The following is a 24,406-nucleotide window of genomic DNA, read 5'->3' on the forward strand; positions in this document are numbered from 1 at the left end:
CGATGATTCACCAAGGGACGACAAATGAACAGCACTGGAGCAGTGGAGACAGCACGGGCGGCCCACGCCGCCTCTTCCGATCAAATGCCGCACCGGCAGCGCTACGTGACGCTCGGCGGTTCATGGGGCGCGTGGCTCTTCGACGCACTCGACGCGACCGTGTTCGGGTTCGTCATTCTCGCCGTCTCGCATACGTTTTCGGCCTCGCTTGCCGACGTCGTGTCGACGGTCGCGTGGTTCCTCCTCGCGACGGGCATCGGCGGCTTCTTCCTCGGCAACCTCTCCGACAAGATCGGCCGCAAGCGCACGTTGCTGCTTTCGGTCCTCACGTACGGCACGGGCACGCTGCTGTGCGGATTTGCACACAGCATCGCGGAACTCAATGTCTATCGCTTCGCGGTAGGGATCGGCGTGGGCGGATTGTGGTCGGCCGCCGTGGCGCTCGTCAGCGAAATCTGGCCGCCGTCCGGACGCGCGAAGGCGATCGCCGTGATGCAGACGGGCTGGTCCGCCGGCAGCCTGCTGGCCGCGATCTTCGCCTGGACGCTGCTCGATGCGTCGAACCCCGGCTCGTGGCGCCGGCTCTTCATGCTCTCGGCCGTGCCGGCGTACTGCACGGCGATCTTCATCCTCGTCTTCGTGAAGGAATCGCCCGTGTGGCTCGCGAACCGCGAGTTCCTGAAGCGCAATGGCAGCAAAGGCAACCTGCTGCAGATCTTCCAGCCGCAATACCGTCGCACGACGCTGCTCGCCCTGTCGATCTCGATTCTCGGCATGTACGGCTACTGGATCATCACGACGTTCACGCCCACCTACCTGCAAAGCATCCTGCACGTACGCATCGACCAGGCTCCTGTGTTTCTCGTCTGGACGGGCATCGGCGCGACGCTCGGCTATCTCGCGTTCGGCTCGCTGGCCGAGCGCTTCGGCCGGCGCGCGGCGTTCGCGGGATTCTTCATCGGCATCGCGATGGCGGTCCCCCTGTTCGCCTATGGCGCGACGATGATTCCGCTGACTCACGGCAAGCTCGAATTCAACGCGAGGAACATCGTCGCGATCGGCATGCTGTCGGCGCTGCTCGGATTTTTCACCGGTTATTTCAGCGGCTTCGGGGCGTGGTACGCGGAACTCTTCCCCACCAGCATCCGTTCGACGGCCGCTGGCTTCTGCTTCAACTTCGGGCGCGTCGGCGCGATTGCCGGCATCAAGCTCGTGCCTGCGCTGATTCCGCTCATCGGATTCACGATGACCTATTGCATCGCATCCATTGCGTACGTCACCGCCGCGATTCTCGTGTTCACGCTTCGGGAAACGCAGGGCGTTCAACTCACCAGCGGAAACTGATTTCCAACTCATTTTCAACTCTTACGAGCCAGACCATGAAGACCTACCGAATCGGCCAGATCGTGCCCAGTTCCAATACGACGATGGAAACCGAAATTCCGGCCATGCTGACCGCGCGCCACGATCTGTTCCCGGACGAGCGCTTCACGTTCCACTCCGCGCGCATGCGCATGATGCACGTCACGCCCGAGGAACTGAAGAAGATGGACGTGGATAGCGACCGCTGCGCGCTCGAACTCAGCGACGCGCGCTGCGACGTGCTCGCCTATGCGTGCCTCGTCGCGATCATGTGCCAGGGTCCCGGCTATCACCGCGTGTCGGAATCGCGCCTGAGAAAGACCGTCGAAAGCAACGGCGCGCCCACGCCGATCGTCAGCTCGGCCGGCGCATTGGTCGAAGGCGTGAAGACGATGGGGTTCAAGCGCGTCGCGATCATCACGCCGTACATGAAGCCGCTCACGCAGCAGGTCATCGACTATATCCAGAGCGAGGACATCGAAGTGACGGACTCGATCAGCCTGGAAGTGTCGGACAACCTCGCTGTCGGCCGGCTCGATCCGATGAACCTGATCGGTCACGCGGACCGGCTCGATATCGGCAAGGCTGACGCCGTCGTGCTCTCGGCATGCGTGCAGATGCCCTCGCTGCCCGCGATCCAGGCCGTCGAAGACCGCCTCGGCAAGCCGGTTCTGTCCGCCGCGACCTCGACTGTCTATCGCATGCTCAAAACGCTGGGACTGAAGGCGCAAGTGCCGAACGCGGGGTATCTGCTGTCGGGCCGTTACTGATCACCGTTGTTGACTGGCGGCCTTGACCCCATGCGGGCCAAGGCCGTCATTGCCGATTAAAGCTCTTCATGCCTCAGCAAAACAAATCCTTCGGCCTTTTTGGCAATGATCTTTTGCAAATCCACCGAACGCGACGTGTCATTTACATAGAGCAAGATCGGATGCTCGGGATAGTCCATCTCCGCAGGCTCGTCATCGAATGGGTCCACATTCTGCTTCAAAACAAAATGCTCACCCTCGTCATCGCCAAATATGAAATAGCGATCCCCATGATAAGAGCCGCTATGAGCCACGAACCGAATACCGAGTGCGGTCTCCAGAATACTTTTGGCCTTGTCGATATCGGCCGATGAGAAGCCGTAAAGATCATAGATTGTCATACGATCAGTCCTTTAAATTAGGCAGCGTGACACTTGGCGCTCTCTTTTTAGCATTAGGCAGCGTGACACTTGGCGCTCTCTCTTTAGCATTAGCTGGCGAGTTGTAGATCATAAAATGGACATCCCTCTTAGACTGTTCTGTTAGCTGCGTGACCAAGTCCTTCAGGCCCAACCGGTGCAAGTCTCTTGCCATAAGCGGCCCGGTACGCGTTTTCCCTGAACGTAATTTTATGCCCAACGCCTCAGCCCGCTTTAGCAACGATGGGCTCGCAAGCCCAATATCGAAATCGCTATCGCGACCGACGTCAAAGGACTGGCCTGTTTTGAAGTTCTTGCCGGTTACGGCACTGCCTTGAAGTATCGGCTCGACATCGCGATAGCCAGCACTCTCAAGGCCAGTGCGCACGGCATTCCCGAAATTGGAGAAGGCTTCCGAATTTGCAAAGCCACTCGGAACTCCACCCGCCCTCGACACGTCCGGCTGCTGTTCATCGAGCTGTGCGCGGAGCGACTGAGCCGTCAGCGGTGTCTTTTCAGGCGCTACCGCGACGTCCATGCCAACCTTGGCCGCCTTGCTTGACGAGGCTTGAACGTTCGTCTCGTCAACGGCTTCTTGCGTGCGCTTGCCTACCGAGCCAACCTGCACCTGATCGACCACCGTATTGCCCGCTGTTTTTTTAGCGGTGGCGGGGAGCATCGATGATCTGATCGTTTGCAAAGCGCCCAAGGTAATGCGAGGGCGGGTTCTCGCCCGGGGTGCGGTGTTGGGCGTGGACGTGTCCTTCGTCTCTAGCGAGTCGGACGTGGATATCTTAGGGCGAGCAGAAACACCGCCCTCCCTCAACGCCTGAAGGAGGGGATCGACGGAAGGAGATGATTCCGGCGTTGCAGACCGATGCGTCGGCGCCCGCGTGTCATGGTTCGTACCGGCTTCATGCTCGGCCCAATTCGATCCGGTGACTTTGCTTATGCCCGGCAGCATACGCGCTCCTATCGCTTGTGAAGAGCGTCGGCAAAACGACGCCCGGTGCCGCTCATGATGCGGCGGTAACTTCGCGGCGGGCGGCTGGGCGCGAAGCGCGATTCGGAAAAGCGAAGCAACCGGGCGCATCTCCAATCCGCTCGAGGTTCTCTGACCCTTTCTGCCGAAAGGCTTTCGAAAACTTTCCATGGCCCCGCATGGCCGCATTTGACGTGCGGTTGGCACGATTGACCCGTGCCCGGCAACACCTCCCCAGCGTCTGGCGATCTGGACTGACCACACGCTTTCAAGGAGAGTCGCCATGGAAAACCTCACGAAGCAAACCGGCGCCGCCGAACTGGAGGACGCGACGCTCGCGTTCGCAAACGAAGTGTTCGATCTGGCTCGCGGCGGTGACGCCGAAACGCTCGCTCGCCTGCTCGAAAAAGGGTTGCCTCACAACCTGTGCAACAACATCGGACAGACGCCGCGTCCCGAACAGATGGCCTACCGCGATGCCAGTTCCGATGGTTCAGCCGGCGCGAAACGCCTCGGCAGCGAGGCCATGTCGGGCTTCGGCAACGGCCTGCTGAACAGGAACCCCTGCGCCACCTGGCAACCGTTCTGCCGCAGAAAGACCGCCTGCTCCGCGGTCTCGACGCCTTCCGCGACGACCTCCTGCCCCAGGCACCGCGCAATCGACAGAATGGCCTTGACGAGCTCCGCATGGCGCCGATCGGTCGCCGCCTTCTGGACGAACGATTTATCGATCTTCAAGGTGTCGATCGGAAAGCGCGCCAGATAGCTGAGCGACGAGTAGCCCGTGCCGAAATCGTCGATCGCAATCGACAGTCCCATCGCCCGGAACGCCGACAGCGTGGTCAAAATCGCGCCGTCCTCCTCCAGCAGCAGGCTTTCCGTGATTTCGAGCTCCAGCCATTCGGGGCGGCAGCCGGTTTCGTCGAGGATCGCGCCCACCACCGAGACCAGGTCGTGGGACTCGAACTGCCGTGCCGACAGGTTGACCGATACCTTGTGGAGAGCCTCGCCCCCGGCGTTCCATTCGGCTGCCGCGCGGCAGGCCTCGCGCAATACCCAATTGCCCATATCCACGATCAGGCCCGTTTCCTCGGCAACCGGGATGAAATCGTTCGGCGGAACCAGTCCGACGCCGGCACGGCGCCACCTGAGCAAGGCTTCCGAGCCCACCACCTCGTGGTGCGGGAACGAGACCTTGGGCTGGTAGTGCAATTCGAGTTCCCCACGCTCGACGGCGCGCCGCAGCTCCGACTCCAGCGCGAGGCGCTTCGCGGCATCCTCAGTCAGTTCCTTCGAGTAGTAGCGGAAGCCGCGGCGGCCGGAACGCTTGGCGAGATACATCGCCGAATCTGCGTATTTCAACAGGTCGTCCGGTTCGATGCTGTCGACCGGATACAGCGAAATGCCGATGCTGCACGTGACGAACACCTCCCTCCCGTTCAACGCGAAGCGCTCGTCGAACCGGGCGATGATGCGCCTCGCAATGTCGTCGAGAATCCGACGGTCCTGTACGTTCGGGAGCAGCACGGCGAATTCGTCGCCGCCAAGACGGGCCACGGTATCGCCCGGCCGGATGCAGACCGTGAGCCGCTCGGCCGCCTCGCTCAGCAGTTCGTCGCCGGCCGCGTGTCCCATGGTGTCGTTGACGCCCTTGAACCGGTCCATGTCGATCATCATCACGCCAAGCAATGCGTCGGGATCCGCCGGCCCGGCGACCGTCTGCTTCAGGCGTTCGTTGAACAAGACCCGGTTGGGCAAGGACGTCAGCGGATCGTGATAGATCATCTGGCGCAGTTGCCGCTCCATCTTCTTCATCGCGGCGAACAACTGGCCGATTTCATCGCGCGAGTCGACGGTGAGCCGATTCTCCAGCTTGCCCGATGCGATATTGTTCGCCATGCCCACCGCCCGCTTCAGCGGGCCGAGGATCGAGCGCAGTATCGCCACCGATACCGCCGCGGCGATCAGCAGGTTGACGACGACCAGCACCACGGAAATCGCGCTGATGCGGCTTGCGGTCGACGTGCTTTCGTCCGAAGCGGCCTTGGCCTGCTGGAGGCGCAGCGCCACGTCCTCGCGCAACACCCAGGTCAACGCCGCGGCAACCTCGGCCCCGCCGTTGAGCGCGGCCGCGGCCGCGTCGAAATTGCTCGCGGTGAACGCCGCAACGGCCTGGTCCGCATAGCGCCGGTTCTGTGCAATGAGCGCGTCGAGCCGGCCGGCGAGTTCCCGTTCGCGGCCGTCGTGCACATCGGCCGGGTAATACGAGGCCCATTCCCGGTCGGCCATGTCGAGATCGGCGCGAATGCCCGGGGCAAACCTCTCGACGTCCGCGGCAAGCCGCGTGGCCTGCAGGCGCCTGAGCGTAGCGCGGCTGTTGAGCAGGGCGATCGTGACGTTCGACAGCTTGGCGAGCTGCACCGTGTTCTCGGAATACATTCCATGCACGTCGGTGCTCATCCGCGAGACGCTGAACGTGCCGAACAGTCCGATCGTGATCGTGGTCACGGCGCCTATGCCAAGCGCGAAAATGATCCTGCTCTTGATCGTCGATAGCAGTCTGTATCTCGTCACGGTCTTCCTGACAGATCGTTGGAGGTTCGATGCGAAGGGCAGACCGGGAGAATGCGCATCATGCTGTGCGGGGCTGTCACCACATCTACGTTAACGGACCGGTTCCGGGCCAACTAAAGCGCGGTTCGAGTAGGCGTTCGCTTCATTTCGAGTCAGGAAATCCTTTGCGCCGCCGCATCCGTACAGGAAATCATCAAGCAATCTGTACCGGTTCTGTACCGGTCTCGCTCGATAAACTACCCCGACAGTTCAATCGACCGGACCTTCCGCCATGCCTCTCACTCTCCTGAGCGCCCTGCCCGCCGGCATCCTGTTCGCGCTCGTCACCACGATCACGCCCGGCCCGAACAACACGATGCTGCTCGCCTCGGGCGTCAACTTCGGCTATCGCCGCACGTTGCCGCACATGTGCGGGATCAGCACGGGCGTGGCTGTCCTGATGCTCGCGGTGGGCTTCGGCCTCGGCGAGGCGTTCCGCCTGTTCCCCGTGCTGTACACGGTGCTCGAGGCGGCAAGCGTCGCCTACCTGCTCTATCTCGCCTGGAAAATCGGCACCTCGGACCAAGTGCAGTTGCGCCGTGGCGAGCCGCGTCCGATGACGTTCTTCCAGGCCGTCGCGTTCCAGTGGATCAACCCGAAGGCCTGGATGATGGTGCTCACCGCCGCGACCACGGTGCGCCTCTCCGACAACTTTGGCTTCAACGCCGTGCTGATGAGCACCGTGTTCGTCGTGATCGGCTTTCCCTGCATCAGCCTGTGGGCGGCCGGCGGCCAGGCGCTGCGAGGCTTCCTGTCGAACCGGCAGCGGCTGCGCATCTTCAACGTGACGATGGCGCTCTTGCTCGTGCTCTCGCTGTACCCGGCTGTCCAGCATTTCCTCGCGTGACGGCAGCGCGGCGCGTCAGACGATGCGCCGCACGAAGCTCCACAACGCCTCGTCGCGTGAATACGGCACGTTGAACCGGAACCACGCGCTTGGCGCATCGTCGGGCCTGAAGTACGAGCCCGGCGCAAGCCAAATCCCGTCGTCCAACGCCGCCGTCACCACCTCCCCCGCGCGCGCCGCCTCGATCGGCAGCCGCGCCCACAGGAACAGCCCCGCGCGCGGCCGGTGAAACACCTCCAGCCCGAGCGCGTCCATCCGCTCCTCGACGGCGATGTGCGCTTCCTTCAGCCGCTCGTTGACGGACTCGACATGCCGCGCGTAGCGCCCTTCGACGATCACCTTGTCGACGATGCGCTCGATCGTCTCCGACGACGTCAGCCCCACCGCCATCTTCGTGCGCGCCAGCTCGCGCAGCACGTCGCGCTCGGCGACGACATAGCCGCAGCGCAGGCCGGGCGTGATCGTCTTCGAAAAGCCGCCCACGTAGAGCGCGCGCCGCAGGCCCTCCATCGCGGCCAGCATCGGCGCGCCCGGGTTGCCGAGCTCGCGGCTCACGTCGTCCTCGATCACCCACAGGCCGTGCCGCTCCGCGATCTGCAGCAGACGGAACGCCGACGCCATGCTGAAGGTCGCGCCGGTCGGGTTCTGCAGCGTCGGGTTGACAAAGATCGCCTTCGGCCGGTGCTCGGCGACAAGCGCCTCGAGCGCGTCGGCGTCGACGCCGCTCGCGGTGCGCGGCACGCCGTGCACGGCCAGCCCCGCGAGCTTGAGGATCTGCAGCAGGTTGCAATAGCCCGGGTCTTCGACGATCACCGCATCGCCCGCGCGCAACAGCGTGCGCACGATCAGATCGAGCGCCTGGGTCGCGCCCTGCGTGAGCAGCACGTTCGAGACCTCGACCGGCAAGCCATGACGGTCCAGTTGCTCCGCCACGCGCTCGCGCAGCGGCGCGAAGCCGAACGGATGCCCGTAGTCGGCGAGCCGCGCGGCCGGCACGCGCGCGAGCGCTCGCAGCGCGTGGTGCAGACCGCCCTCGTTGATCCACTCGTTCGGCAGCGTCCCGCAGCCGGCCTTGATCGGCATCGAGTGGTCGGCGAACACGTCGGATACGAGCCACGTCGCGGTCAGGCTCGGCGGCTGCCAGTCGAGCGCTGCCGCGCGCGCAGCCGGCCCGCGCGGCGCGACCCGGTAGCCCGAGCCGCGCCGCGCCACCACGAGCCCCATCGAAACAAGACGGTTGTACGCCTCGGTCACCGTGAAGGTGCTGAGCGCGTGCGTCTGCGCGAGTTGCCGCACCGACGGCAGCAGCGCCCCCGCGCGCAGCGATTGCCCTTCGATCGCCTGCGCGAAGCCCCGTACCAGCTGCTCGACGAGCGTCGGCGCCCGGCTGCGGTCGCGCTCGAGATTCAATTCGATCATGGTTGAAAGTTGGCCATCTGCCAATACGGTTGGCGGTAATTTACCAATACAGTTAGCAGATCAGTCGACCAACTGTTTATGCCGCCATTAAACAGCGGGCGCTAGAGTTCCGCTACCACTTTGACTGAGAACCGGAGAACCCTCATGACCTCTCGCCCCGTGATCGACGACCTGTCGAACTTCTGGATGCCGTTTACCGCGAACCGCCAGTTCAAGGCCGCGCCGCGGCTTCTGGAATCGGCGAAGGGCATGTACTACCGCTCGACCGACGGCCGCGAAATCCTCGACGCCTGCGCGGGCCTCTGGTGCGTGAACGCCGGTCACTGCCGCGACGAGATCGTCGCCGCCGTGCAGCAGCAGCTCGCCACACTCGACTTCGCGCCGACCTTCCAGATGGGCCACCCGCTCGCGTTCGAGGCGGCGTCGAAAGTCGCCGAAATCATGCCGGAAGGGCTCGACCGGATCTTCTTCACGAACTCGGGCTCCGAATCGGTCGACACCGCGCTCAAGATCGCGCTCGCCTATCACCGCGCGCGCGGCGAAGCGCAGCGCACGCGGCTGATCGGACGCGAGCGCGGCTATCACGGCGTGGGCTTCGGCGGCATCTCGGTCGGCGGCATCTCGCCGAACCGCAAGACGTTCTCGGGTTCGCTGCTCGGCAACGTCGATCATCTGCCGCACACGCACGACCTCGAGCACAACGCCTACTCGAAGGGACAGCCCGCCTGGGGCGCCCATCTCGCCGACGAGCTCGAGCGCATCGTCACGCTGCACGACGCCTCGACGATCGCCGCCGTCATCGTCGAGCCGGTGGCGGGCTCGACCGGCGTGCTGATTCCGCCGCAAGGCTATCTGCAGAAGCTGCGCGAGATCTGCACGAAGCACGGCATCCTGCTGATCTTCGACGAGGTCATCACGGGCTTTGGCCGCCTCGGCAAGGCGACGGCGAGCGAGTATTTCGGCGTCACGCCCGACCTGATCACGATGGCCAAGGCGATCAACAACGCGGCGATTCCAATGGGCGCGGTGGCGGCCCACCGCAACGTGCACGACACGGTCGTGAATAGCGGCGCGCCCGGCGCGATCGAGCTGTTCCATGGCTACACGTACTCGGCGCACCCGGCGGCGACCGCGGCGGCCATCGCGACGCTCGACCTGTATCGCAAGGAAGCGCTCTTCGAGCGGGCGCACGGCCTGGCTCCTGCATTCGAGGCCGCTGCGCACGCGCTGCGCGGCGCGCCGCACGTGAAGGACGTGCGCAATCTGGGCCTGGTGGCGGGCATCGAGCTGGAATCGCGCGACGGCGCGCCTGGCGCGCGCGCGTACGAGGCGTTCGTCAAGTGCTTCGAAGCGGGCGTGCTCGTGCGCTACACCGGCGACATCCTGGCGTTCTCGCCGCCGCTGATCGTCGATGAAGAGCAGATCGGGCGCATCTTCGGCACGGTGAAGGACGTGCTCGCGAGCGTGAAGTAAAGCCGACGGGGCGCCCGCGTCCGGTTCGGGCGCTCCATCGAAGTCCGTTTCCAGTCCAAACTTTCCTCAACGCGCGCGAACAGCGCACGCGCGGCACGGCGCAGGCCATTTCGCTGACGATCGAGCCGGGCTCGGCACGGCGCGCCCGTCAAATCGCCACTTCCGGCGGCGCGCGCCTGAAGCCGCGCGTCACCCACCCCAGATAAAGAAGCCCTGCAACGAACCAGATCGCGCCCAGCACGAGCGCATCCTTGTCGAGACTGCACAGCAGCCAGATATCGGTGATCGCGCCGACGAACGGAAAGATCACCCCGCCGACGAAGCCGAAGCCGCGCTTGCCTGCGTTGCCGATGAAATACTGCCGCATCACGCAGAGGTTCACCGCCGTGAACGCAAGGAACGCACCGAAGTTGATGAACGAGGTCGACGTCGCCACATCGAGCTTCAATGCCAGGAGCCCCACCACACCGGCAATCGCGATGTTGATGGCCGGCGTCTGGAAGCGCGGATGCACGAAACCGAAGATGCGCTTGGGCAGCACTTCGTCGCGTCCCATCGCATAGAGCAAACGCCCGACGCTCGCCTGCGCCGAGATGCCGGACGCGAACTGCGCCAGAATCAACCCGCCCAGGAACACCGACACGAAGATGTCGCCGCCGACTTTCTTCGCAATCTCGAAGGCCGCCGAATCGGGGTCCTTGAACTCGGCGCCTGGATGCGCGAGCTGCAGCGTATAAGCAGCGATCACGAAGATCGCGCCGCCTATCAGGGCGATCAGCACGATCGCGCGCGGAATCGTCTTTTCGGGAGCGACCGCTTCCTCGGTGAGCGTCGACACCGCGTCGAAGCCGAGATACGAATATGCCGCGATAGCCGCGCCCGCCATCGTCGCCGCGAGCGGCACATGCGGCTTGAAAAACGGCTCCGCCGAGAGGAGCCCGCCCGGGCTGCCGGCCGCTGACGCATAGTGGCAGCACAGCACGACGAAAAGCGCCCCGATCGCGAACTGGACGATCATGAGCGCAATGTTGAAGCGGGCCGCCAACTCGATGCCGAGGATGTTCAGCACGCTCGTCGACACGATGAACGCGACGATCCATATCCAGGCCGGCACGTGCGGAAACGCAGCGCCCAGATACGCCGCGCCGATCAGCCAGATCACCATCGGCAGGAAAAAATAGTCGAGCAGCGTCGCCCAGCCGATCATGAAGCCGAGATGCGGATTGAACGTTTTACGCGTGTACGTATAGGCCGATCCCGCCACCGGAAACATCCGCGCGAGCTTGCCATAGCTGAGCGCGGTGAAGACGATCGCGACGAGCGCGATCAGGTACGCGAGCGCGGCCGTGTCGTGGCTCGCCCCGGCGAGCACGCCATAGGTGCCGTAGACGATCAGCGGCGCCATGTAGGCGAGGCCGAACAACAGCACGGACGGCAAGCCGAGCGTGCGTTTCAGCCGGGTCTCGTGCCCGGCGGCGGGCGGCGCTTGTCGCGCGTTCGATGATGCGGTCATGGGTGTGTCTCCGGATTTCTTTGTGGAATTGAGAGTTCGTGATCCGTCTAGCGGGACGGAATCATCAGCGCACGACCGCCCCGCGCATCACTGTCCGCGGACAGGTTCAAACCGATACGGGCGTCGTGCAAGTAGCTGTAATGTTCGCGGCTGCCGGCGAGCAGCTTGGCGTCGAGGTTCGCGAGCAGCACGCTCTCCTTGGCGGGCGCTTCGCAGACCACGTCGCCGAACGGGCTCACGAGCGCCGATTCGCCCGGGAACGTCAGCCCTTCGTCGCCGCTGCCGATGCGGTTCACGAGCGCCGCGAACATCTGGTTCTCCATCGCGCGCGCCACGATGGCGCGGCGATGCACGGGGCCGAACGGGTCCATGTTGCCGTTCGTCACGATCAGCAGGTCGGCGCCGAGCGACGCCACGGCGCGCGCCGTCTCGGGAAACTCGATGTCGTAGCAGATCAGGATGCCGACGGTCATGCCCTTGAATTCGCACACCGCGAAGCGGTCGCCCGCGTCGAACACGCCGACGTCGGATGCCCACAGGTGCGTCTTGCGATAACGGAGTGCGATGTCGCCGCGCTCGTCGATCAGCACCGTCGTGTTGTAGAAGCGGCCCGCGTCGCGCTCGGCAAGCCCGACGGCCACGGCCACGCGCGCTTCGCGCGCGGCGTTGCGCACCGCGGCGAGCGACGGGCCGTCGAGCGGCTCGGCCAGATCGCGCACGTTGTCGCGCGTCGGAAAACCCGTGAGCGTCGCTTCGGGGAACGCGATGAGATCCGTGCCGTCGCGCCGCTGTGCGATCACGTCGAGCACGCGCGCGAGGTTGACGGGGAGGCCGCCGTCGACGAGCGGAATCTGCGCGAGTTCGATTTGCATCTGTTTCTCTCCAGTGTGGCTGAATCGGCGCGCCTGGTTGGCGAGTTGAATGGCCTGGACGCGCCGCCGGGAACGTGCGGGCTATTATCACCACCTTGTCCGGGTCGCGAAATTACCCACCTGGAGTACCCTCAACGGAGCATGCATGGAACTCGACTGGCAGGACATGGCGTTCCATCACCATATCGGCACCTTGATCGACGCGCTCGACGGCCCCGGATTCTGGACTCGCCTCACTCGCGTGCTCGAGCGCTTCGTCGCGTTCGACAACTGGGTCGCGCTGCTGTTCTCGCGCGATCGCGCGCCGCTCGTCTTCGCGGAATCGCCCATGCCGGACGGCACCGTCGACCAGATGTTCCAGGCCTACCTGGCCGCGCTGTATCAACTCGATCCGTTCTATGTGACGGCTTGCGAGCGGCCTGCGTCGGGGCTCGTCACGCTGGCGTCGGTCGCGCCCGACAACTTCCGGATGACCGACTACTACCAGCGCTACTTCAAGAACAACATCGTCGGCGACGAAGTGCAATTCAACTATGCGATCGACGCGCGCCGCACGCTCGCGTTCTCGCTTGGCGCGACGCGCCGCTACAGCGAGCGCGATTTCGCGTCGCTCGCGCTCATCGCGCCGTGGGTGATTGCGCTGATGAGGCAGCGCCTGCCATACGAAGCGTTGGCGGACTCGCGCGGCGATGCCGCCGGTGCGAAGCCGGACGAAGCGGGTTTTGCGGAGCACTTCGAGCGCGTCGCCCGGCAAAGCGGCCACACGCCGCTGACGGCGCGCGAAGTGGAAGTGGTGAGGCTCAGCCTGAGCGGCTTCTCGACGCGCGCGATTGCGGAAAAGCTCGAAATCTCTTTCGAGACCGTGCGTGCGCACAAGAAGCATGTCTATGCGAAGCTCGGCGTGAGTTCGCAGTCGGAGCTGTTTGCGCTCTTTTACGATCCGGCGCAGAAGGGTGCGTGAGACATCCCCTTACGATTGACATTCAGCATCCCGTCCGCGCGATTCGCATGTGTTCGTAGACGAGTTGGTATTCGCACGCATTGTTCAACGCATTAACTATGTGCGAAATTAGTCAGTCCAGGAGACCGCCCAACAGCTCACCAAGACCAAGAGGCAACGATGTCCCACCAGAAGTCGGCTGAAATCGCAGCGCGGTTCGACCGCCTGCCCCCGTCGCGCACCGTCTGGACGATGGTGATCCTGATCTCGCTCGGCGGCGTATTCGAGTTCTACGACCTGTTCTTCACGGGCTACGTCGCGCCCGGCATGGTCGAATCGGGGCTCTTCAAGCCCCAGTCGCTAGGCATCTTCGGCTCGCTCTCGACGCTCGCGGTGGCCGGCTTCGGCACCTTCGTGTTCTCGACCTTCGCGGGGCTCTGGATCGGCGCGCTGATCTTCGGCTCGGTCGCCGACCGCTTCGGGCGCCGCTTCATCTTCACGTGGTCGCTCGTCTGGTACATGGTCTGCACGATCATCATGGCGTTCCAGACCAGCGGCATGTGGATCAACATCTGGCGCATCGTCGCGGGCATCGGCATCGGCGTCGAGCTCGTCACGATCGATTCCTATATCTCCGAGCTGATTCCGAGCGCCGAGCGCGGCCGCGCTTACGCCGTGAACCAGTTCATCACGTTTTCGATCGTGCCCGTGATCGCGTTCCTCGCGTGGGCGCTGAAGGGCACCCAACCGTTCGGGCTCGAGTATTGGCGCGTGGTGATCCTGATCGGATCGGTGGGGGCGCTCGCCGTGTGGTTCATCCGCCGCCGCGTGCCGGAAAGCCCGCGCTGGCTCGCGCGCCGCGGCAAGATCGACGAGGCGGAGCGCATCATCGCCGATATCGAGAGCCGCGTCGCCAGGGAAAAAGGCATCACGCTGCCGCCGGCGCAGGTCGCCGCCGAGGAAAAAGAAGGACGCGGCTCGTTCGCGGAGATCTTCGGCCCGCTCTACCTGAAGCGCACCATCATCCTGTCGATCTTCAACATGGCGCAGGTGATCGGCTTCTACGGCTTCGCCGCCTGGGTGCCGACGCTCCTGATCCATCGCGGCGTCCATGTGACGGCAAGCCTCGGCTACGCGTTCGTCATCGCCATCGCGAACCCGTTCGGTCCGCTTCTGGGCACGTGGTTCGCCGACAAGTTCGAGCGCAAGACGCAGATCTGCACGGCCCTGTTCGTGATGGGCGTCGTGATCGCGCTGTTCTCGCAGGCGTCCGATCCGACGATCCTCATCATCCTCGGCGTGCTGTTCACGCTCGCGTCGAACATCATGTCGTACGCGTACCACGGCTATCAGGCCGAACTGTATCCGACGCGCGTGCGGGCGCGCGCGGTCGGCTTCGTCTACTCGTGGAGCCGGATCGCAGCCGCGTTCGCCGGCCTCGCGATCGGCGTCCTGCTGCACAACTACGGCGTGCCGGGGGTGGCGGTGTTCATCGGCGCGTCGATGGTGGTGGCGATCTGCATGATCCTGCTCGGGCCGTCCACGCGTGGACGCGCGCTCGAGTCGATCAATCATTGAGGGAGTGCGCCGCGGGGTTTTCCCGGTGACGGTCAGGGTCCGGTGACGCTTGGCTGGGGTTTCGTCTGGCGTTTCGCGCTTTCGCAGGTGCGAAACGCAACCGTTCGGCGTACGCTTGAAACGAGCGCCGCAGCCGCGCGCGTTGCGTGGGGAACCCCGATGAAAACACCCATCAGAACCGGCACCCATATCGAAGGCATTCACTGGGTGGCCGAATACTCGGAGACGACGCACGAGATCCGCGTGCTGCGTGAAGGATTCGAGGTCGGCGTGTACAGCGCGCCACCGACGCTCTTCGGCGACGAAGCCGATGCCGGCTCGAAAAGCTGCGCCGATCATCGCGCCGCAGAAGCCGCGATTCGCGCGTTTCTGATGCGCTTCGTCGCCGACCACGACGCGGAAGAATAAGAGGGGCCGCAGCCCCTCTTTCGCTTGACGCTGACTTACTTGGCCTCGGCCCGACCGCTGGTGTCTTCCTCGCGGAAAATCTTGTCCGCCAGGTGAAACGCCGAATTCGCCGCCGGCACGCCGCAGTAAATTGCCGTCTGCAGCAGCACTTCCTTGATTTCGTCGCGCGTCACGCCGTTGTTCTTCGCCGCGCGCAGATGCAGCGCCAGTTCTTCGCTGCGATTCAGTGCCACCATCATCGCAATCGTCAGCAGGCTGCGCGTATGGCGCGGCAAACCTTCGCGCGTCCAGACCTCGCCCCATGCATAGCGCGAAATGAAATTCTGAAACTCCTCGGTCAACGGCGTACGGTTCGCGAGCGAGCGGTCCACGTGCGCGTCGCCGAGCACCGCGCGGCGCACCTTCATTCCGGCTTCGTAGCGTTCTTCGTCATTCATTGCGGCTCCGTCGTCAGAAAGTCGAGGACGGTCTGCGTAAATTCACCGGCTCGTTCGATATTGGAAATGTGGAAGGCGTCGAGCTCGGCATAGCGCGCGCCGGGGATGCCGCTCGCGAGCGCGCGGCCTTGTTCCGCCGTCGTCGAGACGTCGTGCGTGCCCGTGATCACCAGCGACGGGACCTTGATGCCCGCGAGTTCGCCGCGCAGGTCGGCGGCATCGATGGCCTCGCAGTTCGACGCATAACCTTCGTTATCGGTGTGCACGAACACGTCGCGAATCGCGGCGAACACGAGCGGCTCGCCCTCGATGAACTTCGCGCTGAACCAGCGCGGCAGCACCGCATCGGCGAGCGCGCGCATCCCCTCTTCGCGCGAGCGTTTCGCGCGCGGCACCCAGATTTCCGGAGAGCCGATGCGAGCCGCCGTATTCGACAGCACGACACGGTTCAAGCGCTCGGGATGGCGCGCCGCAAGCGCGATCCCCGTCAGTCCGCCCATCGAGATGCCGCAGAAATTGGCGCGTTCGATCTTGAGCGTATCGAGCAAGCCGAGCACGTCGCCCGTCAATTGCTCGATCGTGTAGGGCCCCTTCGGCGCGCCGGATTGGCCGTGCCCGCGTGTGTCGTAGCGCAGCAGATTGAAGTGCTTCGAGAACGCTTCGACCTGCGCGGCCCACATCGACAGGTCCGCGCCAAGCGAGTTCGACAGCACGAGCCACGGGGCGTCGGCGCGCTGCGCGCCATCGACGCGATAGTGAAGATGGATGCCATTGACATTGGCGTAAGGCATTGCGGCTACTCCTTGTCGGCTGCAGCAGCGTGCAGCGTGAGAACGGCGTCGACATACGCATGCGCCTGCCCGACGTACTGCGCCGGATCGAGCAATTCCCGCAAGCGGGCGACGGAGAGATGAGTGGTGACGGCAGCATCGGCGGCGAGCACGTCGAAGAGCGTCTGCCCCGTTTGCGCGGCCGTCTTCGACGCATGCTCGACGAGCTTGTGCGCGTCGAGCCGGCCGATCTTGTCGCCGAGCGCGAGCATCACGGCCTCGCCGAGAATGAGACCGTGCGTGACGCCGAGATTGAGCGCAAGCATCACGACATCGACGTTCAGTCCCGCGAGGATCTGAGCCGTCTGCGCGAGCGCGCCGCCGGCGAGGCGCGCGAGATCGGGCAACGCGTCCCATTCGGCCTGCCAGCCGCCAAGCGCGCGCTCGTGCTCCTGGACCATGCCGGCGAGCACCGTCGCAACGAGGCCGGGCGCGCGCGCCGCCGCGGTCAGCACGGCCGCGCAGCCCACGGGATTGCGCTTGTGCGGCATCGTCGACGAGCCGCCCTTGCCGGGCGCCGCGGGTTCCGCGAGCTCGCCGATTTCAGTCTGCATCTGCAGCGAGATATCGCGTGCGATCTTGCCAAGCGTACCGATCAGCATGCCGAACAGCGACGCCGTTTCGGCGATCCGGTCGCGCTGCGTGTGCCACGGCACGGCGGGCAGCGCGAGATCCAATTCCTTCGCCAGCGACGCCGCCACCGCAGGCGCCGCATCGCGCAGGCTGGCGAGCGTGCCGGCCGCGCCGCCGAACTGCAGCACCAGCACGCGCGCGCGCACTTCGGCAAGGCGCGCGCGGTGACGCAACAGCGCGTCGAGCCACTGCGCGAACTTGAGCCCGAGCGTCATCGGCAAGGCTTGCTGAAGCCACGTGCGGCCGATCAACGGCGTCGCGCGATGCTGCCTCGCCAGCGCGGCGAGCGCATCGCACGCGACGCGCAGATCGGCGTCGAGCAGCGCGAACGTGTCGCGCAGCTGCAGCACCGTGGCCGTATCGATAATGTCCTGGCTCGTCGCGCCCCAGTGGACGTATTTCGAGGCCTCGCCATCGAGGTCCTTGACGCGCGCCGTCAGCTGCTTGACGAGCGGAATCGCGAGGTTGCCGCCGAGCGCCGCGTCGCGCGTGAGCGCATCGGCGTCGAGCCTGTCCGCATGACAGGCGGTTTCGATCGCGCCGACCACCGCCGACGGAATCACGCCATGCGCCGCCGACGCGCGCGCGAGCGCCGCTTCGACGTCGAGCATCCGCTGCAAGGTGGCGCGCGGCGACCAGACGTCGTTCATCGGCTGCGTTCCGCAGATCAGGCTGGTAAGGCGTGCGCTGGCTTCGAGCATGAAGGGGTTCGTGGATGAGGGCCGCGAAAAGCGCGCGGCGGCAAGCGGCGCGCAAGACGATCAAGCTGCCATTGTCTCGCGAAGCCGCTTCTTCTGTGCGTCTGCGACGCGCCCGGCTTGGATCAGGCCGAAGCCGCCGCCTGCGTCGCGTCGACGAGCGGAATGCCCGTGAGCTTCTGCAACTCGTCGAACGAGACGTCGGAGAAGATCTCGCGCACGGCGAGGCCTTCGGCGGTCACGTCGAGCACGGCGAGGTCGGTGTAGATGCGGTTGACACAGCCCACGCCCGTCACCGGATACGAGCATTCGGCGACGAGCTTGCTTTCGCCCTGCTTTGTCAGGTGCTCCATCATCACGTACACCTGCTTCGCGCCGATCGCCAGGTCCATCGCGCCGCCGACGGCGGGGATCGCATCGGGCGCGCCCGTATGCCAGTTCGCGAGGTCGCCCTTCCCGGAGACCTGGAACGCACCGAGCACGCAGAAATCCAGATGGCCGCCGCGCATCATCGCGAACGAATCGGAGTGGTGGAAGTAGGCGCCGCCCGTGAGCAGCGTCACGTGCTGCTTGCCGGCGTTGATCAGCTCGTCGTCCTCCTCGCCGGGCGCGGGCGCCGGGCCCATGCCGAGCAGGCCGTTTTCGCTGTGCAGGAAGATTTCGCGGTCGGCGGCGAGGTGGTTCGCCACCAGCGTCGGCACGCCAATGCCGAGGTTCACGTAAGCGCCTTCAGGGATGTCCTGCGCGACGCGCTTGGCCATTTCATCGCGGGTCAGTCGTTTCATGTTCGGATCTCCTCTAGGCTCAAGCGGCTTGTTCGGCGTGGGCGTCACGGTGCACGGCTTGCGGCACTTCGATCACGCGCTGCACGAAGATGCCGGGCGTCACGATCGTTTCCGGATCGAGCGCGCCGAGCGGCACGACTTCCGACACCTGCACGATCGCCGTCTTCGCGGCGCTCGCCATGATCGGGCCGAAATTGCGCGCCGTCTTGCGATAGACGAGGTTGCCCCAGCGGTCGCCCTTGTACGCCTTGATGAGCGCGAAGTCCGCGTGCAGCGGCGCTTCGAGCACGTAGTGCCGGCCGTCGATCAAGCGCGTTTCCTTGCCTTCGGCCAGCTTCGTGCCGTAGCCGGTCGGCGTGAAGAAGCCGCCGATCCCCGCGCCCGCTGCACGGATGCGCTCCGCGAGGTTGCCCTGCGGCACGAGCTCCAGCTCGATCTCGCCCGCGCGATAAAGCGCGTCGAACACATAGGAATCGGACTGGCGCGGGAACGAGCAGATGATCTTGCGCACGCGCTTGGTCTTCAGGAGCGCAGCCAGGCCCGTGTCGCCGTTGCCCGCGTTGTTGTTCACGATGGTCAGGTCGCGCGCGCCCTGCTCGATCAGCGCGTCGATCAGCTCGGACGGCATCCCGGCCGTGCCGAAGCCGCCGATCATGATCGTCGCTCCGTCGTGTATGTCGGCCACCGCCGACTGGAGAGATTCGAAAATCTTGTTAACCATGCTGTCTTCCTGTCGATGAGAGTTGACGCTTCAGCTGTCGGCCGGAGTTAGTGCTTCAGCACTTACTTCGGCCCCATGCAGAGCACTTACTCCAGCCCTACAGCGGATGATGCGGCGTGACGCCGGCCGGGTGAAGGGGCGCGTGCGCGCCCGGCGTCTCCGTCAACCTTCGCCCGGGGTGGCGGCGGCTGCGTTATGTTCGTATTTCGAACATTGATTCGATTAGCGAACGTTTCAGCGCATCATAGAGGCGGGGCAGATCGCTTGTCAAGGCGGTCCGCCCCGCAGGCTCCCGAACCGGCCGCGCAAAGGCGAGCGGCCGGGCGGCAGCCGTCAGCATGGTTCGCCCACGCGGCTAGTCGGCGAACGGCAGCCCGACGTAGTTCTCCGCGAGCGACTGCGCCGCCGCGTGCGAGCTCGTCACGTACTTGAGCTCCGACATCTTCAGGCGGTTGCCGAACGGCGTGTCGTCCTGCGACGGATGCAGCATGTTGGTCATGAAGTACGAGAAGTGCTCCGAGCGCCAGATGCGTTCGAGACAAGTCTGCGAGTAGCCGTCCAGCAGATCGGTCCGCGCGTCGCGGTAGCGCGCCGCCAGCGCCTTCGACAGCACGCGCACGTCCGCCACCGCGAGATTCATCCCCTTCGCGCCGGTCGGCGGCACGATATGCGCGGCGTCGCCCGCGAGGAACAGGCGTCCGTACTGCATCGGCTCGGTGACGAAGCTGCGCATCGGCGTGACGCTCTTCTGCGTGATCCGCCCTTCGTTCGGCGACCAGCCGCTTGTGTTCGCAAAGCGCGTGCGCAACTCCGACCAGATGCGCTCGTCGGGCCATTGCGCGAGGTCTTCGTCGGGCTCGCATTGCAGATAGAGGCGCGTGACCGTCGGCGAGCGCATGCTGAAGAGCGCGAAGCCGCGCTCGTGATGGGCATAGACGAGTTCGTCCTTGGAGGGCGCCGCATCGGCGAGGATGCCGAGCCACGCGAACGGATAGACGCGCTCGTAGGTGCGCAGCACGTCGGCCGGAATCGACTGGCGCGAGATGCCGTGAAAGCCGTCGCAACCCGCGACGTAATCGCAATCGATCCGGTGCTCCGTGCCGTGATGCTTGAAGCGCACGTGCGGCGCATCGCTTTGCAGATCGTGCAGCGACACCTCCTCCGCCTCGAAATAGAGCGGCTGCTCGTGCTCGAGCCCCGCCGCGATCAGATCGCGCACGACCTCGTGCTGGCTATAGACGGTGATCGACCGGCCGCCCGTCAGCGCCGTCATGTCGATGCGGTGCAACTGGCGCTCGAACAGCAATTCGATGCCGTGATGCACGAGGCCTTCGCGCTGCATCCGCGCACCGAGCCCGGCTTCGTTGAGCGTATCGACCGTGCCCTGCTCGAGCACGCCGGCGCGGATGCGGTTCTCGCAATACTCGCGCGAGCGGGCCTCGACGATCACCGAATCGACGCCTTGCAAACGAAGCAGATGGGAAAGCAACAGGCCAGCGGGCCCCGCGCCGATGATGGCGACTTGAGTGCGCATGTTCGTCTCCTGAACATTGGTTCGATTAGTGAAACGATTGTCGGCGCTTTCCCCAATATTCGGCAACGCGATTTAGCGGATATCTTGTATACGAGATAGCGATAAAGGTGGCGTGGTCCGCGATGCATGAACTCGACTTGAATTTGATCCCTTATTTGGTGGCAATGGAAGACACGCGCAACGTGAGCCGCGCCGCCGAGCTGCTCGGCGTGAGCCAGCCGCGGGTCTCGACGGCGCTCGGGCGGCTGCGCGAATACTTCGGCGATCCGCTGTTCGTGCGTACCTCGCGCGGCATGGAGCCGACGCCGCGCGCGCTCTCCCTGATCCCCGCCGCGCGCGAAGCGCTCGGCCACATCGAGCGGGGCGTGCTCGAAGCGCAGGAGTTCGACCCGGCCACGACCACGCGCACCTTCTCGATCGCGCTCTCCGATGTCGGCGAAATCGTGTTCCTGCCGCGTCTCCTGCAGCTCTTCGCCGAGCGCGCGCCGCATGCCAGCCTGCGCTCGGTGTCGCTGCCGCCCGCGCACGTCGAGCGCGGCCTGGAAGCGGGCGACGTCGATCTTGCGATCGGCTATTTCCCCGATCTCGCGGGCAGCAATTTCTTCCAGCAGCGGCTATTCACGCACCGCTTCATCTGCCTGATGCGCAGCGGCCATCCGCTCGCGGGCGCGCCGCTCACGCTCAACCAGTTCCTCGCATGCGGGCATGCGGTGGTGCGCGCCGAAGGGCGCAGCCAGGAAGTGCTCGAGAAGTACCTGGAGAAAAAGCGCATCCGCCGCCGCGCCGTGCTCGAGACGCCGCACTTCATGAGCCTGCCGTTCATCCTCGCGCGCACCGACCTGATCGCGACCGTGCCGCACGCGATCGGCTTCGCCTACGTCGCCGAGCATGCGTCGATCACGCTCGTCGAGCCGCCGCTGCCGCTGCCGCACTTCGATCTCAAGCAGCACTGGCATCGCAAGTATCACAACGATCCGCGCCTGTCGTGGCTGCGCGGCGTCGTCTCGGAGCTGTTCAACGACGCCGCCGACGAATGGCCCAAATAAGCGGCGCCCGGCAGTCCGCCAAAAAACATGGAACAATGCGGAACGCATGCTGGCTGGCGGGGCGTCCGGCCGCTTCGCGTGAGCCAGCGACGCATGGGACCAGAGTAGGCGCTAAGGAGCCAAGGATGACGAAGGGATCTGGAGCAGACCAAGACCAAAGCGAAGCCACGAGCCGGCCGACACGCGAAGAAGCGGAAGCCGCCGTCCGCGTGCTGTTGCGCTGGGCCGGCGACGATCCCAACCGTGAAGGACTGCTGGAGACGCCCTCGCGCGTCGTGCGCTCCTATGAGGAATTTTTCTCGGGCTACGCGCAGGACCCGCGCGAAATCCTCGCGCGCACCTTCTCCGAAGTGGACGGCTACGACGAAATGATCGTGCTGAAGGACATCCGCTTCGAAAGCTATTGCGAACACCATATGGTGCCGATCATCGGCCGCGCGCATGTGGCGTATCTGCCGGAGCATCGCGTGGTCGGCATTTCGAAGCTCGCGCGGCTCGTCGATGCATTCGCGAAGCGCCTGCAGATCCAGGAAAAGATGACCGCGCAGATCGCCGATACGCTCAACGAGATCCTGCAGCCGAAGGGCGTCGGCGTAATTCTCGAAGCCGCGCATCAATGCATGTCGACGCGCGGCGTGCACAAGCCGGGCGTCGAGATGGTGACCTCGCGCATGCTCGGCACGTTCCGCACCGACCCTTCGACGCGGCGCGAGTTCTTGTCGATCGTCTCGAACAGCACGGCGTACAACGTGCCGAATACCTGAGCCAGCAACCGGGCGCCGTATAAGCAAATACGCCGCCGAACCGCGCGTTGCACCCCTTCGTCAGCTTGTCCGCGTACTCGGAAAGCTTCGTCCGCTGATCGGTGGCCGCTTGCTGGTCCGTATTGATCGCGTTGGTGCGCGCATCGATGATGCCGCCCGTCTTCAGGAACGAGCTCAGATGCTTGTCCAGCGATGCGCCCGAGATGGTGGTCGTGGCGGGCGTCGTGGTCGTGGCCGTCGCCGTCGATGCAGTGGTCGTGACCTTCAGCTTCCGCAGGTCGGCCGAATCCGACGTCACCGCGATGCCGTTCTCAAGACCCGTCGACGACGAATTCAACACGAGGTGCGCGCCGTCCGCACCGTTGATGACGGCCGCGGTCACCAGCGAATTGACGTCCATGCTCGAGTTCGCCGAACCGCTGATGAGCGATTGCGCGGCTTGCTTGACAGCGCTGCCGGCGGCGGCGGTCGCTCCGGCAGCAGAGTTGGCAGGGTTGGATGTCGTTGAGATGGTGGACATGTCGGTGCTGAAACCGGGCTTTGATCAGACGGTTGACATTGACTTCGGCAAATGCCCGGCTATTCGCGATAGGCATTGCAACGAATCGCCATGTTTTTACAACCAGGCTACCGTTTCATTTCAAAAATTACAGATCCGCCTACGGTCGTAGTGGGATCTTAAATGCCGGGCTGACCGGCGAAGCAGCGAGGGAAGGGCGGGTCAGGACGTGCGCCCGCCTGCGGTCGGCGGGCGCTTCTGGAGGGGGGGGCGGCGGGAGATTCAAGCCCGCGTCAGGGCTTCGCTTCGTCGCGGCGATCGCCTTCGCGGATCTTGCCTTGCGACACACTGCTGCCTGGCGGCACGCTGTGCGTGAGCCAGACGTTGCCGCCGATCACCGAGCCGCGCCCGATCGTCACGCGCCCGAGAATCGTCGCGCCCGCGTAGATCACAACGTCGTCCTCGACCACCGGGTGCCGCGCGTTGCCCTTCACGAGCGCGCCGTCGCCGTCCGCCGGGAAGCTCTTCGCGCCAAGCGTCACCGCCTGGTAGAGACGCACGCGCTCGCCGATGATCGCCGTCTCGCCAATCACGACCCCCGTGCCGTGGTCGATGAAGAAGCTCGGGCCAATTTGCGCACCGGGGTGGATGTCGATGCCGGTCGCCGAGTGCGCGATCTCGTTGATGAAACGCGCGAGCAGCGGCACGCCGAGCCGGTGCAGCGCATGCGCGAGCCGGTGATGCGTCATCGCCAGCACGCCGGGATAGCAGAGCAGGATTTCGGTGATGTGCTGCGCGGCCGGATCGCCTGCATAGGCCGCTTGAATATCGCTGACGAGCAGCTCGCGAATCTTCGGCAACTGCGCGCCGAATTCGCACGCGATGGCAAACGCCTTCGCTTTCAATTCGTCGGGAGGCGTGTCGGCATGCTCGGGCAGGAAACGCAGTGCGCGGCGGATCTGCTCGGCGAGCAGCCGCAACGCGCTTTCGAGCGTGTGCCCGACGTAATAGTCGACACTCTCGTCGGTCAGGTCGGGGGCGCCGTAGTGGGTGGGAAACAGCGCGGCGCGCAGGCCGGTGACGATGCCGCAGATCGCATCGCGAGACGGCAATTCGCGGATGCCGCGCGGATGGCGCGTGCGATGCAGTTGTTCGCGCGACGCGCGCAATTCGGCGACGATCTGCTCAAGGCCCCAGTTGTGGGACGACGAATTCGACATGATGAAGCGGCCACCGCGCGGTTCGCGGCCGATGAGTGAAATGTCCCCAAAGATTACCGCTTTT

Annotated in this window: 23 protein-coding genes; 10 read left to right on the forward strand and 13 right to left on the reverse strand. The window is 64.8% G+C overall.

Annotated features, from left to right (window positions below):
* Positions 1 to 24 precede the first annotated feature (24 nt).
* Both FAZ69_RS30535 and FAZ69_RS30540 read left to right on the forward strand, forming a co-directional pair.
* A complete protein-coding gene (locus FAZ69_RS30535) occupies positions 25 to 1,344 on the forward strand; it encodes an MFS transporter (RefSeq protein WP_169708819.1) in 1,320 nt (439 codons plus the stop codon).
* Between the two features lie 35 nt (positions 1,345 to 1,379).
* Positions 1,380 to 2,132 (forward strand): maleate cis-trans isomerase family protein, encoded by a 753-nt coding sequence (locus FAZ69_RS30540; protein ID WP_136898829.1) that lies wholly within the window; start codon positions 1,380 to 1,382, stop codon positions 2,130 to 2,132.
* Positions 2,133 to 2,188: 56 nt separating this feature from the next.
* Here FAZ69_RS30540 and FAZ69_RS30545 read toward each other — a convergent pair whose 3' ends face one another.
* The 3 genes from FAZ69_RS30545 to FAZ69_RS30555 form a co-directional block, all read right to left on the reverse strand.
* Entirely contained in the window at positions 2,189 to 2,512 is a 324-nt protein-coding gene (locus FAZ69_RS30545; protein ID WP_136898830.1) for a hypothetical protein, read from the reverse strand.
* 4 nt (positions 2,513 to 2,516) lie between these two features.
* A complete protein-coding gene (locus tag FAZ69_RS30550; RefSeq protein ID WP_136898831.1) occupies positions 2,517 to 3,209 on the reverse strand; it encodes a hypothetical protein in 693 nt (230 codons plus the stop codon).
* A gap of 771 nt (positions 3,210 to 3,980) precedes the next feature.
* Positions 3,981 to 6,086 (reverse strand): putative bifunctional diguanylate cyclase/phosphodiesterase, encoded by a 2,106-nt coding sequence (locus tag FAZ69_RS30555; RefSeq protein ID WP_136898832.1) that lies wholly within the window; start codon positions 6,084 to 6,086, stop codon positions 3,981 to 3,983.
* 271 nt (positions 6,087 to 6,357) lie between these two features.
* On the opposite strand from FAZ69_RS30555, the gene FAZ69_RS30560 reads away from it, so the two are divergent.
* Entirely contained in the window at positions 6,358 to 6,972 is a 615-nt protein-coding gene (locus FAZ69_RS30560) for a LysE family translocator (RefSeq protein ID WP_136898833.1), read from the forward strand.
* A 15-nt stretch (positions 6,973 to 6,987) separates the two neighbouring features.
* Here FAZ69_RS30560 and FAZ69_RS30565 read toward each other — a convergent pair whose 3' ends face one another.
* On the reverse strand, positions 6,988 to 8,391 hold the full coding sequence (locus tag FAZ69_RS30565; protein ID WP_136898834.1) for an aminotransferase-like domain-containing protein: 1,404 nt from the start codon (positions 8,389 to 8,391) through the stop codon (positions 6,988 to 6,990).
* A gap of 144 nt (positions 8,392 to 8,535) precedes the next feature.
* Between FAZ69_RS30565 and aptA the strand changes: the two genes are divergently transcribed.
* Entirely contained in the window at positions 8,536 to 9,864 is a 1,329-nt protein-coding gene (aptA, locus tag FAZ69_RS30570) for an omega-aminotransferase AptA (protein WP_136898835.1), read from the forward strand.
* A 148-nt stretch (positions 9,865 to 10,012) separates the two neighbouring features.
* Here the strand turns inward: aptA and FAZ69_RS30575 are convergent, their stop codons facing one another.
* A complete protein-coding gene (locus FAZ69_RS30575) occupies positions 10,013 to 11,377 on the reverse strand; it encodes an APC family permease (RefSeq protein WP_136898836.1) in 1,365 nt (454 codons plus the stop codon).
* A 47-nt stretch (positions 11,378 to 11,424) separates the two neighbouring features.
* Positions 11,425 to 12,249 (reverse strand): carbon-nitrogen hydrolase family protein, encoded by an 825-nt coding sequence (locus FAZ69_RS30580; RefSeq protein ID WP_136898837.1) that lies wholly within the window; start codon positions 12,247 to 12,249, stop codon positions 11,425 to 11,427.
* A gap of 145 nt (positions 12,250 to 12,394) precedes the next feature.
* Between FAZ69_RS30580 and FAZ69_RS30585 the strand changes: the two genes are divergently transcribed.
* From FAZ69_RS30585 to FAZ69_RS30595, 3 genes are all read left to right on the forward strand, one after another.
* Positions 12,395 to 13,210, forward strand: a complete 816-nt coding sequence (locus FAZ69_RS30585) for a helix-turn-helix transcriptional regulator (protein ID WP_136898838.1) — start codon at positions 12,395 to 12,397, stop codon at positions 13,208 to 13,210.
* Positions 13,211 to 13,441: 231 nt separating this feature from the next.
* Positions 13,442 to 14,767, forward strand: a complete 1,326-nt coding sequence (locus tag FAZ69_RS30590) for an MFS transporter (RefSeq protein ID WP_206171249.1) — start codon at positions 13,442 to 13,444, stop codon at positions 14,765 to 14,767.
* Between the two features lie 159 nt (positions 14,768 to 14,926).
* The gene (locus FAZ69_RS30595; protein ID WP_136898840.1) at positions 14,927 to 15,175 is read left to right on the forward strand and encodes a hypothetical protein; all 249 of its coding nucleotides are present in this window, start codon (positions 14,927 to 14,929) and stop codon (positions 15,173 to 15,175) included.
* Between the two features lie 35 nt (positions 15,176 to 15,210).
* Here FAZ69_RS30595 and pcaC read toward each other — a convergent pair whose 3' ends face one another.
* From pcaC to pobA, 6 genes are all read right to left on the reverse strand, one after another.
* A complete protein-coding gene (pcaC, locus tag FAZ69_RS30600) occupies positions 15,211 to 15,612 on the reverse strand; it encodes a 4-carboxymuconolactone decarboxylase (protein WP_136898841.1) in 402 nt (133 codons plus the stop codon).
* Complete coding sequence (gene pcaD, locus FAZ69_RS30605; protein WP_136898842.1) at positions 15,609 to 16,403, reverse strand: 3-oxoadipate enol-lactonase; 795 nt, start codon at positions 16,401 to 16,403, stop codon at positions 15,609 to 15,611. The genes pcaC and pcaD overlap by 4 nt, the downstream gene beginning before the upstream one ends.
* 5 nt (positions 16,404 to 16,408) lie before the next feature.
* Positions 16,409 to 17,776, reverse strand: a complete 1,368-nt coding sequence (locus tag FAZ69_RS30610) for a 3-carboxy-cis,cis-muconate cycloisomerase (protein ID WP_136898843.1) — start codon at positions 17,774 to 17,776, stop codon at positions 16,409 to 16,411.
* A gap of 122 nt (positions 17,777 to 17,898) precedes the next feature.
* The gene (locus FAZ69_RS30615; protein WP_136898844.1) at positions 17,899 to 18,558 is read right to left on the reverse strand and encodes a 3-oxoacid CoA-transferase subunit B; all 660 of its coding nucleotides are present in this window, start codon (positions 18,556 to 18,558) and stop codon (positions 17,899 to 17,901) included.
* A 19-nt stretch (positions 18,559 to 18,577) separates the two neighbouring features.
* Positions 18,578 to 19,279: a 3-oxoacid CoA-transferase subunit A gene (locus FAZ69_RS30620; protein ID WP_136898845.1), complete on the reverse strand. Its 702-nt coding sequence runs from the start codon at positions 19,277 to 19,279 to the stop codon at positions 18,578 to 18,580.
* Between the two features lie 355 nt (positions 19,280 to 19,634).
* Positions 19,635 to 20,813, reverse strand: a complete 1,179-nt coding sequence (gene pobA / locus FAZ69_RS30625) for a 4-hydroxybenzoate 3-monooxygenase (RefSeq protein ID WP_136898846.1) — start codon at positions 20,811 to 20,813, stop codon at positions 19,635 to 19,637.
* Between the two features lie 122 nt (positions 20,814 to 20,935).
* On the opposite strand from pobA, the gene FAZ69_RS30630 reads away from it, so the two are divergent.
* The 3 genes from FAZ69_RS30630 to FAZ69_RS30640 all read left to right on the forward strand — a co-directional run bounded on the left by FAZ69_RS30630 (position 20,936) and on the right by FAZ69_RS30640 (position 23,294).
* Positions 20,936 to 21,859, forward strand: a complete 924-nt coding sequence (locus FAZ69_RS30630) for a LysR family transcriptional regulator (protein WP_136898847.1) — start codon at positions 20,936 to 20,938, stop codon at positions 21,857 to 21,859.
* A 125-nt stretch (positions 21,860 to 21,984) separates the two neighbouring features.
* Entirely contained in the window at positions 21,985 to 22,623 is a 639-nt protein-coding gene (folE, locus tag FAZ69_RS30635) for a GTP cyclohydrolase I FolE (RefSeq protein WP_136898848.1), read from the forward strand.
* A gap of 182 nt (positions 22,624 to 22,805) precedes the next feature.
* On the forward strand, positions 22,806 to 23,294 hold the full coding sequence (locus FAZ69_RS30640; protein WP_136898849.1) for a hypothetical protein: 489 nt from the start codon (positions 22,806 to 22,808) through the stop codon (positions 23,292 to 23,294).
* Between the two features lie 121 nt (positions 23,295 to 23,415).
* On the opposite strand, the gene epsC is transcribed toward FAZ69_RS30640, so the two are convergent.
* A complete protein-coding gene (gene epsC / locus FAZ69_RS30645; protein WP_136898850.1) occupies positions 23,416 to 24,342 on the reverse strand; it encodes a serine O-acetyltransferase EpsC in 927 nt (308 codons plus the stop codon).
* Positions 24,343 to 24,406: the final 64 nt, after the last annotated feature.

The organism is Trinickia terrae, from assembly GCF_005144415.1.
GTDB classification, from domain to species: domain Bacteria; phylum Pseudomonadota; class Gammaproteobacteria; order Burkholderiales; family Burkholderiaceae; genus Trinickia_A; species Trinickia_A terrae.

Coding starts and splice junctions, on each gene's coding strand:
- FAZ69_RS30580 (WP_136898837.1), bottom strand. CDS start 12,249: ATGCAAATCGAACTCGCGCAGATTCCGCTCGTCGACGGCGGCCTCCCC.
- FAZ69_RS30585 (WP_136898838.1), top strand. CDS start 12,395: ATGGAACTCGACTGGCAGGACATGGCGTTCCATCACCATATCGGCACC.
- pobA (WP_136898846.1), bottom strand. CDS start 20,813: ATGCGCACTCAAGTCGCCATCATCGGCGCGGGGCCCGCTGGCCTGTTG.
- FAZ69_RS30595 (WP_136898840.1), top strand. CDS start 14,927: ATGAAAACACCCATCAGAACCGGCACCCATATCGAAGGCATTCACTGG.
- FAZ69_RS30615 (WP_136898844.1), bottom strand. CDS start 18,558: ATGAAACGACTGACCCGCGATGAAATGGCCAAGCGCGTCGCGCAGGAC.
- FAZ69_RS30540 (WP_136898829.1), top strand. CDS start 1,380: ATGAAGACCTACCGAATCGGCCAGATCGTGCCCAGTTCCAATACGACG.
- FAZ69_RS30565 (WP_136898834.1), bottom strand. CDS start 8,391: ATGATCGAATTGAATCTCGAGCGCGACCGCAGCCGGGCGCCGACGCTC.
- FAZ69_RS30620 (WP_136898845.1), bottom strand. CDS start 19,279: ATGGTTAACAAGATTTTCGAATCTCTCCAGTCGGCGGTGGCCGACATA.
- FAZ69_RS30545 (WP_136898830.1), bottom strand. CDS start 2,512: ATGACAATCTATGATCTTTACGGCTTCTCATCGGCCGATATCGACAAG.
- aptA (WP_136898835.1), top strand. CDS start 8,536: ATGACCTCTCGCCCCGTGATCGACGACCTGTCGAACTTCTGGATGCCG.
- FAZ69_RS30630 (WP_136898847.1), top strand. CDS start 20,936: ATGCATGAACTCGACTTGAATTTGATCCCTTATTTGGTGGCAATGGAA.
- pcaD (WP_136898842.1), bottom strand. CDS start 16,403: ATGCCTTACGCCAATGTCAATGGCATCCATCTTCACTATCGCGTCGAT.
- pcaC (WP_136898841.1), bottom strand. CDS start 15,612: ATGAATGACGAAGAACGCTACGAAGCCGGAATGAAGGTGCGCCGCGCG.
- folE (WP_136898848.1), top strand. CDS start 21,985: ATGACGAAGGGATCTGGAGCAGACCAAGACCAAAGCGAAGCCACGAGC.
- FAZ69_RS30560 (WP_136898833.1), top strand. CDS start 6,358: ATGCCTCTCACTCTCCTGAGCGCCCTGCCCGCCGGCATCCTGTTCGCG.
- epsC (WP_136898850.1), bottom strand. CDS start 24,342: ATGTCGAATTCGTCGTCCCACAACTGGGGCCTTGAGCAGATCGTCGCC.
- FAZ69_RS30535 (WP_169708819.1), top strand. CDS start 25: ATGAACAGCACTGGAGCAGTGGAGACAGCACGGGCGGCCCACGCCGCC.
- FAZ69_RS30575 (WP_136898836.1), bottom strand. CDS start 11,377: ATGACCGCATCATCGAACGCGCGACAAGCGCCGCCCGCCGCCGGGCAC.
- FAZ69_RS30550 (WP_136898831.1), bottom strand. CDS start 3,209: ATGCTCCCCGCCACCGCTAAAAAAACAGCGGGCAATACGGTGGTCGAT.
- FAZ69_RS30590 (WP_206171249.1), top strand. CDS start 13,442: ATGGTGATCCTGATCTCGCTCGGCGGCGTATTCGAGTTCTACGACCTG.
- FAZ69_RS30610 (WP_136898843.1), bottom strand. CDS start 17,776: ATGCTCGAAGCCAGCGCACGCCTTACCAGCCTGATCTGCGGAACGCAG.